This window comes from Sphingomonas sp. GW821-FHT09B04 (genome assembly GCF_059418285.1).
The window spans coordinates 313,934-325,473 of the sequence record NZ_JBWKPO010000004.1 but is presented as its reverse complement, the minus strand read 5'-3'; the positions used below and the strand labels follow the sequence as shown (position 1 = coordinate 325,473).

The following is an 11,540-nucleotide window of genomic DNA, read 5'->3' as shown; positions in this document are numbered from 1 at the left end:
ACAGACCTCAAGACTTCGGATCCGCGACCATGACCAAGCGCCTCGCATTTGGAACCCTGCTCCTCGTCTCGACCCAGCTGGTGTCGCCGGCGGCGCTGGCCCAGGACGCCGCGTCGACCCCTGCCGCTCCGGCGCAGGCCCAGCCTGAAGCCGAACCTCAGGCCGAAGAGACCGTCGATGTCTCCGCACCCGGCTTCGATGCCGATGCCGGCAAGGAAATCGTCGTCACGGGCCGCAACATCCCCAACGTCATCCGCGCGACGCCGCAGGTGGTCTCGGTCCTGACGGCCGAGGACATCGCCCGCACGGGTGAAGGCGACATCGCCGGCGCGCTGACCCGCGTTACCGGCCTCAGCGTCGTCGGTAACGGCTTCGTCTTCGTTCGCGGCCTCGGTGACCGCTATTCCTCGTCGATGCTCAACGGCTCGCCGCTGCCGTCGCCCGAGCCGCTCAAGCGCACCGTTCCGCTCGACATCTTCCCGACCTCGATCATCGGCTCGGCGCTGGTGCAGAAGACCTATTCGGTGAACTATCCCGGCGAGTTCGGCGGCGGCGTGATCAACCTCACCACCCGCGCCGTGCCGGAAGAAAGCTTCATCCAGCTCGGCGGGTCGGTGGCGTTCGACACCGTCACTTCGAGCGAGTTCGGCTATGTCTATGACGGCGGCCGCCTCGACACGCTCGGCTACGACACCGGCGAGCGCGATGTGCCGGCGTTCATCCGTGCTGGCGGGCTGACCACGCCGGTCTTTACCTCGGCCCAGGCTGCCTCGCTGACCAACGCGGAGACCACATTGGTCGAGGCGAACTACCATATTCCGCCCAACTGGAACGGCGATCTCAACTTTGGCCATTCGGTCGATGTCGGCTCAGTCCGCCTCGGCGTCATCGCATCGGCGAGCGTCAGCAACAGCTTCCGCACCCGCGATGCCACCCAGCAGGATACGACCGACACCAACGGGGCGCTGCGCAGCGACTTCCGTACGGTGCTGACTGACAATCGCGCGGTGGTGAATGGCCTGCTCGGCCTTGGCGCCGAGTTCGGCGAGCACAAGATCCGCTGGACCAACGTCTACATCCACGACACGCTCAAGCAGGCGCGGATGGGCGCGGCGACGGTCTATCCGAACAGCAACGGCGATCAGGTGCTTCAGCAGAACACCAGCTGGTTCGAACGCCAGCTGATGAACACGCAGCTCACCGGCGAGTTCAAGTTCGACGACTTCAAGGTCGACCTGCGCGGCAGCTACGCCAAGACCGAGCGCAACGCCCCGTATGAGCGCTACTTCAGCTACCGTTTCGACAAGGGCGCGGCGGGCGGGCAGGGCGCATGGGTCAACAGCCTCAATGGTCTGGGTGAGGCCGCCACGATCGCGTTCAGTGAGCTGAACGAAGAGCTGTGGAGCGGGCAGGCGGACGTTGCCTACAAGCTTCCGACCGCGCGTCCGATCACCGTCTCGGCCGGCTATTTCTACAGCGACACGCAGCGCGACTCGTTCCGCTATGATTTCCGCTACCGCTCGTATCTGGGCGGCGGCATCTCGGCGCCGTGGAGTTATCTGCGTCCCGACCTGATCCTGTCGCAGGACGGGATCATGAACGCCTGCGCCAATCCGGCTGGCGATGGCTGTATCCGGCTGTTCAACGTCTCGGGCGCGGACGGTGCGGCGGCCTATGATGCCAAACTGCGTATCCATGCCGGCTATCTGCAGGCCGAGGGCGAACTGGCCGACGGGCTGCGTGGTACGATCGGTGTCCGCTACGAGGACGCCAGGCAGACGGTGAATACCAGCTCGGCCCAGTTCGTTGGGACCACCATCTCGAACGACTATTGGCTTCCCGCCTTGACGCTGACGTGGAACTTCGCGCGAGACATGCAGCTGCGCCTGCACGGTTCGAAGACGATCGCCCGTCCGCAGTTCCGCGAGCTGGCGCCGCAGGTCTATCGCGACTTCGAATCGGATCGCCTGTTCTTCGGCAACCCGCAGCTGCGCGACTCCGAGCTCAAGAACTTCGAAGCGCGCTACGAGTTCTTTATGCCCAAGGGGCAGCGCATCACGGTCGCGGGCTTCTACAAGGACATCAAGAACCCGACCGAGCAGGTCGCGTTCTTCCCGACCAACGAATCGCCACTCCAGACCGGCTTTTCCTACGCCCCCTCGGCAAAGCTCTATGGCGCCGAGTTCGAGGCGGTGAAGTACATCCCGCTCGACACGCTGGGGGAAGGGTTCTTCTCGACCCGCCGCCTGATGCTTTCGCTCAACTACACCTACACCAAGTCGAAGATTAAGGCGGACAGCACGCTGGTGCCGAGCCCGATCCAGAATGGCAGCGGCACCCCGGTGATGCTGCCCGCCAACCTGATCTTCCGCGACGGTGCGCCGCTGACCGGTCAGTCGGACCATCTCGTCAACTTCCAGTTCGGGATCGAGGATACCGAGTCGCTCTCGCAGCTGACCTTATTGGTCAACTACGCCAGCGAGCGGGTGACCAACCGTGGCCCCAATCTGCTGCCCGACATCATCGAGAAGCCCGGCTTTCGTCTCGATCTGGTCGCGCGTCAGGGCGTGAAATTGGCGGGCGGCGAGTTCGAGCTTAAGTTCGAAGCGCGCAACCTCACCGGCACCAAATACAACGAATATCAGGACTTCGGCGACCACGGGCTGGTCTACATCAACCGCTATCGCCTGGGCCGAGTATTCAGCGTCGGCGCCAGCGCGAAATTCTGAATGTGAGATTCTGACCGGTACCCCCCGGTCAGGACAAAAGGGGGAAAGTCCCGGTCGCGCCCCTATGCGGCCGGGGCTTTTTCATTCCCCGAACGCGCGTCTCAACCCCAGGGGCGTTCGCGGAACCACTTGGTGATGACGTATTTCAGCCCCGCCCGTACCTTCATCGCGTGGTGCAGCGTCGTCGGGTTGGGCGTTCCGTCGGGGCGCAGGTTACTCCAGGCGAGCAGCTTGCCCGTCTCCGGCTGGACGATCTTGTCGATCGCCTTGAACCGCGTCGCGCCGCCGGCCTCCACCTCGTTGAGGTAGATCATTACCGTCCAGGTGCGCTGCCCCGCGACCGAGCAGAATTTCTCGAAGTCGACACCCGTCGGCTCGAAATAGTCGGTATGCGCCTTGAACTCCTGCCCGATCTCATAGCGCTGGCCCTGCAACGGCTCGCCATGCGCAGGATCGAGGCCGGCGAACTCAGCGATACGCCGGTCCACCTCTTGCGTTACGGCAAGGTCGCTCGACAGGTCGCAGGTCTCGCTCGTCCGGAAGACAGGATCGCCATTATAGTCGGAGATCAGCGAAGGACGGCGGTTCTCGTCGATCAGCTTCATCAACCCGATGCACAATTCGGGCTCAAGGAAACTCTTGCGCACGAACAGCGTCAGCTTCGGGCTAGGCACCTTCTGGATGCCCGGCTGCGCAGACAGTCGTTCGATGACCGGTTCGATGGGATAGCCTGATGGTGCGATCATGCGGGGTAGATGCCAGAAGCGCAGGGGCATCGCCAGCCGTCCCGATCGTCCTCAAACTGTCATCAAAACGAAGCTGATTTGTCATGTCTTCGCCATAGCTGCGACACATGACATCGGTTCCCGCACTCGAAGACCTGATCGGCACTGCCGTCCGCGACGGGGCGACCGCATTGCATCTCCACCTTGAGGGCCGCTCGGTCGCCGCAATGGCGCGACAGGGGCGGGCATTGGCGCCGCTGGGCCGGTTCGAGGTGACGACGCCATGGCTCGACGGCGCGCATCGGCACCCTGGTGCGGCCCGTCTCGACAATCGTATCGTGATTCGAATCGACGCGCATGGCGTGGCGCGCGATTCGCTGGCCGGGCTGGGGATGCCGGGCCGTATGCGCGTGCAACTCCACACCGCGCTTGGTCGTCCGGGTGGCGCGGTACTTGTGGCGGGAGGCTCGGCCCACAGTCGGCGCAACCTCGTCGAAGCGCTCGCCGCACCCGCCAGCTATGCGCCGTGGATCGCCGGTGATCGCGATGCACTCGAATCCGCTGCACGGATGGATTGCGATGCGATCCTGATCGACGGCCTCGCGGACCGCGCGACCGCAGCGCTGGCGCTGGATCTGGCGCGGGCAGGGCAGCGCATCGTCATCGCGGTCGATGCGATCAACGCGGTCGCCGCAATCGGGCAGCTACGCGCGCTCAAGGTCGAGCGGCACCTTTTGGGAGCGGCGCTGCACGCAGCCGTCGCCGCGCACCCCTCGCCGCGGCTCTGCCCCGACTGTCGCCTGCCGGTACAGGCCCAGACGTCCGAATCGGCGTTGCTCGGTATCGATCCCGGCACGGTGATCTACCGCGCGGCGGGGTGCGGCGCGTGCGACGGAACCGGCTATGGCGGCACCGCCCTGGTCTTTGAATCGATCATCGTGGACGGTCCGCTTCACGGTTTGCTTGCAAAAGATGCCGATACCGCCCTGATTGCCCGTCAGGCCTTTCTTGCCGCGCCGACGCTCGCCGCGTCGGCACGTACCCTCGCGCGGGAGGGTGTGATTACCGCCGACGAAGCGATTCGCATTGCGCGCGCCAGCGCAGGCGGGCCGGCAGTCGGCGCGAACCACCCGCATATTTTGCATTCCGCAAGGAGTGGGCCGGGATTGGCTTGACGGTTGACCCGTGGTGCCGCTAAGCGCGCCCCTCCACGGCGATCGTAGTTCAATTGGTTAGAGCACCGGCTTGTGATGCCGGAAGTTGCGGGTTCAAGTCCCGTCGGTCGCCCCATTTTCCCACACGGTTATACCGCACCCTCAATTTGGGGCTGGCGCTCTGGCGCGCGGAACAATATTACGCGCCCCGGAAATATTGTTAGCGTCATTGGAGAGGCGGAATGAGCGCGGTTTGGGATCTTCCCGATTTTGACGAGCACGAGGGCGTGCACCTGATCTGCGATCCGCAGAGCGGTCTCAAGGCTGTCATCGCGATTCACTCGACCAAGCTTGGCCCGGCGGCGGGCGGCGTACGCTTCTGGCACTATGCCGACAGCGCTGCTGCAGTCACCGACGCGCTGCGCCTGTCGCGCGGTATGTCCTTCAAGAATGCGATGGCCGGACTTCCGCTCGGCGGCGGTAAGGGGGTCGTTCTCGCGCCCGAACGTGGCGCCACGATCACCGAAGCCCAGTTGCTCGCGTTCGGCGACGCGGTCGAATCGCTCGGCGGACGCTATGTCACGGCCGAGGATGTCGGCATGTCCGAAGAGCGGATGAAGGTCATCGCGACCCGCACCCGCCACGTCTCCGGCCTGCCGGTCGAGGGCGGCGAAGCGGGCGGCGATCCCGGCCCGTTCACCGCGCTCGGCATCTATCTGGGCGTCAAGGCCGCGGCGAAGCGTGCGCTCGGGGTCGATTCGATGGCTGGCGTGCACGTCGCAGTGCAGGGCGTGGGCAGCGTCGGCGGCGGTCTCGCCCGTCGCCTCGCGGCGGATGGCGCCAGGCTGACTTTGGCCGACGTCAATGCGGACAAGGCGGCGGCGCTCGCAAAGGAACTTGGCGCCGATGTCGTCGCGGCTGATGCGATCCTGCGCGTCCCCGCCGACATCGTCAGCCCCAACGCGCTCGGCGCGATCCTGACCGAAGAGTCGATCGCCGCGCTCGACTGCAAGGTCGTCGCGGGTGGCGCCAACAACCAGCTCGCGACCCGCGGCGATGGCGACCGGGTCCACGCGCGTGGCATTCTCTATGCGCCCGATTATGTCATCAACGCCGGCGGTATCATCAATGTCGGTCTCGAATATCTCGGCATGGGCAACCGCGCCGAGGTCGAGGCGCGCATCGCGCGCATCCCCGATCGCCTCAACGAGGTGTGGGACGAAAGCGCCCGCATCGGCGCTCCGGCGAGCGAGGTCGCGGACACGATCGCCAAGCGGCTGATCGGCCGCGGCTGATCCGGACCCGGCCTCGCCGGGTATTCGCATTCGAGAATGAACGCCCTGGCCACATCACGTGGCCGGGGTGTTTTTCGTTGGTGATCTTCGCGCGGATTGACAGGGCGCGTGCCGCGTCTACGCACAAACCGACCGTTCGGTTTGATTCGGGAGGTGAGGTTGAGCGTGGTTCATATGCACCGGCATCTGCATGATGTGTTCGGCGAGGCGCAGCGGCGAGGCCAGTTGATCGCGATCCTCGCGTTCGGGATCACTGCGCCTGTAATCCTTGCCGCGACAACGCCAGAGCTGATCAGGTCAGTGCCGCTATGGCGCAGCGTGCCGGCACTGTTGCTCGTGCTCGATATCGCAGCTGGGTGCGTCGCCAACTTCACGCGCGGAACCAGTGATTTCTATGCCGAGCGGCCTCGCAATCGCTGGGTCTTCATCGCCATCCACGTCCATATCGTCGCGGTCGCCGCGCTGCTGGGCACCGACCTGACCGCGCCCGTCCTTGTCTGGGGCTACACCATTGCCGGGGCAATCCTCGTCAACCTGCTCGCCGGAAGGCCGTCGCAGGCCTTCGCCGGAGGGCTGCTGCTGGCGATCGGGCTGACCGGGATCGCGCTGTGGCCAAGCCTGTCGCCGTTCATGACCGCCGTCTGCGCGCTGTTCATGCTGAAGGTGCTCTTCAGCTTCGCGGTCGATCATTACCGTCATGACTGACGCAATGCTCATTCGCGACCTGCGGGCCAGCGATCGGGCCGATTTCATCGCGGTCATGGCGCAGGCATTCGAAGCGGACCCGCTGTTCCTCGCGATCTTTGGTATCCGCGGGGAAGCGCGTTGGGACCGTCGCGTCACCGCGTTCCTGTCCTTCATGTTCGACATGAACCGCCTGATGCGGGGAACCCCGCGCGGCGTGTTCGTCGACGGGCGGCTCTCTGCCTGCGCGCTTCTCGAGCCTCCCGTCTCGCGGCTGGCATCGGCTGTCGGCGCATTTGCCTCCGCGCTCCGTTTCCTCCCGGTGGCCTGCACGCTTCCCGCGCGCGCGACTGCTTTTCTCAACACCTATACAAAGCGCACGCGCGCCGCGGCGCCGCACAGTCTGCATGGCTATCTGGTCATGGTCGGCGTCCGGCCGCAGGCGCAGGGACGTGGCCTCGGGCGCAAGATGGTCGAGGACGCGATCGAACGAACGCGTCGCAATCCGCGCGCGACCGGGATCGCGCTCGATACCGAGAACGAAGCCAATGTCGGCCTCTACCAGCGCTGCGGGTTTCGGAAGACGGCGTCGCTGGACCTTGGCGGGGTTCATGCCCATTGCATGTTCCTGCCCTTTGGAGAGCCGGTGTGAAGGATACGCGCGCAGCCATCGTCGAAAGCGCCTTCCGGCTGTTCATCGAGCGCGGCTATGAAGGCGCGAGCATGGCTGACCTCGTCAGCGTGACCGGGCTGTCCAAGGGCGCCGTCTACCATCACTTCAAGGATAAGGATGCGCTGCACGACGCGGCGATCGGGCATTTCTTCCTTCGCTTCTTCGGGGAGGATGTGCAGCCCCCGGCAGCCGATGCGGGGCTGGGCGTAGTCCTTGACGATCTGTGCGCGGGCTATGTCCATCTGATGGATACGGTCTCGACGGTCGTGCCCGATCGCGCCGCCTATTACCGCTTCGTCTTCTCCATCCTGCCGAAGGTGAAGAATCACATCGGCAGCCAGATCACGGAGACCCGAAAGCGGCTCATCGCCGCCGCCGAGCTGGATCAGAAGCGGGGAACCCTTTCCACCGCGCTCCCTCCAGAGGCCATCGCCGACCATTGCCTCGCATTAATCGAGGGCACCGCACTCCTCTGCGTGGTTGAGGGCAGGCCGGACATCGCCGCCGCGCTCGAACAATCGGTCGAAAGCTACCGCCGGCTGCTGGAACAAGGGTAGCTCACGGTGCCGAAGACCTCCGGGCGTCGGGCTATTCCGCCACGGGATGTATCGATCCGAGATCGAAGGAGGTGCCGGGGTTTCCGCTCTGGCAGATCGGGTTACCGGCGACAAAGATCGCCTTCGAACTCGTGTTGCGTGAGATCGACGGACTGAAGATCGCCGGTCCGGACAGCGATGCGGATGGGCACCATCCATTATACTGGCCGACCGGATCGTAATAAGTCCGGATGAATACGCTGCCGCCGCGCGCGACCAGCCGGTCGCCGTTTCGATAGTCGGTGAGCTTGACGTCGACGGTCCGCCCCGGGGCGACCGTCGCGATCGGGCGTCCGTTCAGATAATAGGCGAGCGACATGGGCGGGATGTACACCGTTCCCACGCCGCCCACGGCCCGCTCGAAACTGCCCGCGCTACTGCGGTTCATCAGTTTCAGCGTCGGGCAGTTGGCCTTGCCCTTCATGTCGAAGGAATAGCTGGCGGGACCATTGAACGCATAGACGCCTGAGAGGCGCGAGGTCGGCCATGCCATCCACCGTGCCCGCACATAGAGGTCGGGACGATAGACCGGGATGGTTTCGGGAGCTGCGTTGATCACCCAGTCGGACACCCGGTCCGATTGCAGGACGGAGCAGGCTAGGGTCATCAGCGAGTATCTCGCGAGGCAGACCGCCGCTGGCGCGATGAACGCCTGCATTCCGGGAACGCTCGCCGCAATCGCCAGCGCTGAGCAGATGGTCATGACCGCCTGGCGGTTGGGCGTGCTCGATTCGCATAGCGGGCGAAACACGTTTCTCAGATTGGTCAGCGTGTCCTGCGCGCGAATATCAACGTTGAGCGAGGTTTCGGAAACCGGCACGAGTGCCTGATAAACGCCGTTTCCCACCGGGTAGGCCGGGATGGTCCGGGTCACCACGCCACTGGCCCCGGTAAAGATCTGAACATCGACCTGCGCATCTGCGGGCTGCCCGCATTCGCTCGTCTGGATGGTCGCGAGGCGGCCCGTCCGGGGTATGTTCGCTGCAGCGACGGTCTGGGCTGCCGCCATCGGCGACTCTCTGACCGCCGCGATGGTCGATGCGTCGAACTCGAGATGCGTCACCTCGCCGGTCGCGAGCCTTACCTCGGTATAGATTTTTGCGCCCTCATATTTCAGCGCGTAGCTCGTCTGGTCGTCGCTGAAGCCGGTGAGGCGGCCGTTACTGTCATACCGAAAGGTCACGGCGCCTTTGGCATCCGAAACCGTGAATGCGGTCGCGACCGCGGGTTGACCCGCGTTCGTTCGCTCGCCCACCACCTCGATCTTTACCCCGTCTGGTGTCGTACCGTGGATCAGGATCGGATCATTGGCACCCGTCGGTATCACCGCGCCCGATCGCGGCGTCGGGGATGGCGACGGAGACGGGGATGGGGATGGGGATGGGGATGGGGATGGTGTGATCGTGGGCGTCGGAGACGGTGTCGCGGAAGACCCGCCGGACTTGCTACCGCATCCCGCAAGCAGACACGCCAACACCAGAACAGCCGACCGCATAGCCACGCCTCCCCCGGGAACGGAGGCTGGCGCGGCGCGACAGGTTCGTCAACGCCGCCTTTACCCTGTTTGATCATTGGCGGAGAGGGTGGGATTCGAACCCACGGTGAGCGTAAACCCACGGCGGTTTTCAAGACCGCTGCCTTAAACCACTCGGCCACCTCTCCGCTGGTCAGCGCCTTTGGGCGTTCGCCGTGTTTTCTGCAAGAGGGCAGCGTTTTCATGATGCGGGGGGTTCATGCCTGCGAAACGCTGTGGCACAGATGCCGAATGCGGAATTTTCAGGGCCTTGTACGGCGTATCGGTGTGTTGGGGACGGTGATTGCGGCGTGTACGCTCGCAAACGCCCCGGCGGTGGCTCAGGATGAAGCGGGGTTCCAAGCTTACATCAACGGTCCGCTCCGCCAGCAGGCGTTGCGTGAGGGCGTGAGCGCGCGCACGCTCGACGCGGTACTGCCCTCGCTCACCTACAATGCGCGCGTGATCGAGCTTGACCGCGCCCAGCCCGGCGGGCCGCCGACCGCGACAGCGTCGATCCCCAGTTTCGCACCCTACAAGGCGCGCCATGTCGATGCCGCGCGGATCAATCGCGGCCGTGCTACCTATAGCCGCCTGCGTCCGCAGCTCGCACGGGTCGAGCGCGAGACGGGTGTCCCCGAATCGATCATGGTCGCAATCTTCGGGCATGAGACAAACTATGGCAGCTACACCGGCGATTTCGATCTGCCCCGCAGCCTGGCCACGCTCGCCTATGAAGGACGCCGCCGCGCGCTGTTCTCAGGCGAGTTCATCGCGACGATGAAAATGGTCGACCGCGGCGTCCCGCGCGAACGGCTCAAGGGCAGCTGGGCCGGTGCGTTCGGTTATCCGCAATTCCTGCCCTCGATTTACCTCCGCCTCGCGCGGGACGGCGATGGTGACGGGGTCGCGAACATCTGGTCGAACGAGGCCGATACGCTTGCCTCGATCGCCAATTATTTCGTCAATGCCGGGTGGCGGCCGGGGCAACCCTGGGGCGTCGCGGTCAATGTGCCCTCAGGCTTCAACCGCAACAGCGTGGCCAATCGTACCCGCTCGCCACGTTGCGGGCGTGTGTTCGACCGGCATTCGGGCTGGAAGACGATGGCCGAATGGCGTGCGCTGGGGGTCGCGCCGCAATCGGGCAACTGGCCCGACGCCAATATTCAGGCGACCTTGCTCGAGCCGGACGGCCCGGGGCGGACCGCTTATTTGCTGACCGGGAACTATCGCGTGATTCTCGACTATAATTGCTCCAATTTCTACGCGCTGTCCGTGGGGTTGCTCGCCGATGAAGTCGCAAACTAGTCTCGTTCTGCTCCTGCTCGCCGCATCAAGCGCGAGCGCAGCACAGGAACCGCCGCGCGCCGGTGCGGATTATGGCGTACCGCCGCCCAGCTCCGCGCCGCAGGGCTCGTCTCAGCTCCGTCCGGGCGAGGCGCGATTCGACCGGGTGGGCCGCATCACGCTGGCGGAGGGCGAGGGAACGTTCGCGCTCAGCGGCGAACTCGCCGTCGGCAGCTTTACCGAGGTCACCGCGCTCGACACTGGCCGGACCATCCTTGTGCAGGTCCGCGAAGGAACCGGACTGGTCGCACTGTCGCCGGCCGCCGCCGCTCAGCTTGGCGTTGCGGACAACGCACCGGTCCGCATCCGCCGCGTCACCGTGACGCCGCAGGATACGGTACTGCTGTCCGCCGGAAAGGCGGCGCCGACGCGCGCCGATGCACCTCAGGCGCTGCTCGTCGGTCTGCGCCGGATGCTGGCGGAGCAAACGCCCGCAGCGATCAAGCCCGTGCCGGCAGCCGTCAGGCCCACACCGTCGCGCGTGGCCGCAACGCCATTGGCAAAGCCGGCGCCGACCAAGCCGCAGCCTGTGAAGGCTGTACCCGCTCAGCCGACGTCAAAGCCGGCACCCAAACCGGCGCCTGTTGCCGCTCGCGGTAACCTGATCGTTCAAGTCGCGGCGCTCTCGAACGCCGAGCGTGCGCGTGGGCTGGCCAATCAGCTCGGCGGCAGCGTGCGCAGTGCAGGCAAGATTCATCGCGTCCAGCTCGGCCCGTTCGCCGACAGGGCGTCCGCTGAACGCGCGCGTGCGGATGCCGCCAAACGCGGCTATGGCGACGCACGCATCATCACCACTCCCTGATCTCCAATTTTCGGACTCCAAA

The 11,540-nt window shown here is 65.1% G+C and carries 10 protein-coding genes and 2 tRNA genes; 9 read left to right on the top strand and 3 right to left on the bottom strand.

Annotated elements, in window-relative coordinates:
- Positions 1-29: 29 nt before the first annotated feature.
- Positions 30-2,729, top strand: coding sequence for a TonB-dependent receptor domain-containing protein (locus tag AC07NK_RS14545; protein ID WP_495171318.1), 2,700 nt, complete (start codon positions 30-32; stop codon positions 2,727-2,729).
- Between the two features lie 101 nt (positions 2,730-2,830).
- Here the strand turns inward: AC07NK_RS14545 and AC07NK_RS14540 are convergent, their stop codons facing one another.
- Positions 2,831-3,475 (bottom strand): prolyl hydroxylase family protein, encoded by a 645-nt coding sequence (locus AC07NK_RS14540; protein WP_495171317.1) that lies wholly within the window; start codon positions 3,473-3,475, stop codon positions 2,831-2,833.
- A gap of 107 nt (positions 3,476-3,582) precedes the next feature.
- Between AC07NK_RS14540 and AC07NK_RS14535 the strand changes: the two genes are divergently transcribed.
- From AC07NK_RS14535 to AC07NK_RS14510, 6 genes are all read left to right on the top strand, one after another.
- Entirely contained in the window at positions 3,583-4,629 is a 1,047-nt protein-coding gene (locus AC07NK_RS14535; RefSeq protein WP_495171316.1) for an ATPase, T2SS/T4P/T4SS family, read from the top strand.
- Positions 4,630-4,667: 38 nt separating this feature from the next.
- Positions 4,668-4,744: transfer RNA gene (locus AC07NK_RS14530), tRNA-His, on the top strand.
- Between the two features lie 106 nt (positions 4,745-4,850).
- On the top strand, positions 4,851-5,903 hold the full coding sequence (locus AC07NK_RS14525) for a Leu/Phe/Val dehydrogenase (RefSeq protein WP_495171315.1): 1,053 nt from the start codon (positions 4,851-4,853) through the stop codon (positions 5,901-5,903).
- Between the two features lie 159 nt (positions 5,904-6,062).
- Entirely contained in the window at positions 6,063-6,608 is a 546-nt protein-coding gene (locus tag AC07NK_RS14520) for a hypothetical protein (protein WP_495171314.1), read from the top strand.
- Positions 6,601-7,239, top strand: coding sequence for a GNAT family N-acetyltransferase (locus tag AC07NK_RS14515; RefSeq protein ID WP_495171313.1), 639 nt, complete (start codon positions 6,601-6,603; stop codon positions 7,237-7,239). Before AC07NK_RS14520 ends, AC07NK_RS14515 begins: the two co-directional genes overlap by 8 nt.
- Positions 7,236-7,817 (top strand): TetR/AcrR family transcriptional regulator, encoded by a 582-nt coding sequence (locus AC07NK_RS14510; protein WP_495171312.1) that lies wholly within the window; start codon positions 7,236-7,238, stop codon positions 7,815-7,817. The genes AC07NK_RS14515 and AC07NK_RS14510 overlap by 4 nt, the downstream gene beginning before the upstream one ends.
- 31 nt (positions 7,818-7,848) lie before the next feature.
- Here the strand turns inward: AC07NK_RS14510 and AC07NK_RS14505 are convergent, their stop codons facing one another.
- Together AC07NK_RS14505 and AC07NK_RS14500 are read right to left on the bottom strand one after the other, a co-directional pair.
- Positions 7,849-9,183, bottom strand: coding sequence for a hypothetical protein (locus AC07NK_RS14505; RefSeq protein WP_495171311.1), 1,335 nt, complete (start codon positions 9,181-9,183; stop codon positions 7,849-7,851).
- Between the two features lie 245 nt (positions 9,184-9,428).
- A tRNA-Ser gene (locus AC07NK_RS14500) sits at positions 9,429-9,518 on the bottom strand.
- 103 nt (positions 9,519-9,621) lie between these two features.
- Here AC07NK_RS14500 and AC07NK_RS14495 point away from each other — a divergent pair.
- Both AC07NK_RS14495 and AC07NK_RS14490 read left to right on the top strand, forming a co-directional pair.
- Positions 9,622-10,677 (top strand): lytic murein transglycosylase, encoded by a 1,056-nt coding sequence (locus tag AC07NK_RS14495; protein WP_495171310.1) that lies wholly within the window; start codon positions 9,622-9,624, stop codon positions 10,675-10,677.
- Complete coding sequence (locus AC07NK_RS14490) at positions 10,661-11,518, top strand: SPOR domain-containing protein (protein WP_495171309.1); 858 nt, start codon at positions 10,661-10,663, stop codon at positions 11,516-11,518. Before AC07NK_RS14495 ends, AC07NK_RS14490 begins: the two co-directional genes overlap by 17 nt.
- The last annotated feature ends 22 nt before the right edge of the window (positions 11,519-11,540 follow it).

What these genes read in the sequence shown, in the direction of transcription:
- AC07NK_RS14545 (WP_495171318.1), top strand. Translation starts at nt 30, where the DNA reads ATGACCAAGCGCCTCGCATTTGGAACCCTGCTCCTCGTCTCGACCCAG.
- AC07NK_RS14540 (WP_495171317.1), bottom strand. Translation starts at nt 3,475, where the DNA reads ATGATCGCACCATCAGGCTATCCCATCGAACCGGTCATCGAACGACTG.
- AC07NK_RS14535 (WP_495171316.1), top strand. Translation starts at nt 3,583, where the DNA reads ATGACATCGGTTCCCGCACTCGAAGACCTGATCGGCACTGCCGTCCGC.
- AC07NK_RS14525 (WP_495171315.1), top strand. Translation starts at nt 4,851, where the DNA reads ATGAGCGCGGTTTGGGATCTTCCCGATTTTGACGAGCACGAGGGCGTG.
- AC07NK_RS14515 (WP_495171313.1), top strand. Translation starts at nt 6,601, where the DNA reads ATGACTGACGCAATGCTCATTCGCGACCTGCGGGCCAGCGATCGGGCC.
- AC07NK_RS14495 (WP_495171310.1), top strand. Translation starts at nt 9,622, where the DNA reads ATGCGGAATTTTCAGGGCCTTGTACGGCGTATCGGTGTGTTGGGGACG.
- AC07NK_RS14490 (WP_495171309.1), top strand. Translation starts at nt 10,661, where the DNA reads ATGAAGTCGCAAACTAGTCTCGTTCTGCTCCTGCTCGCCGCATCAAGC.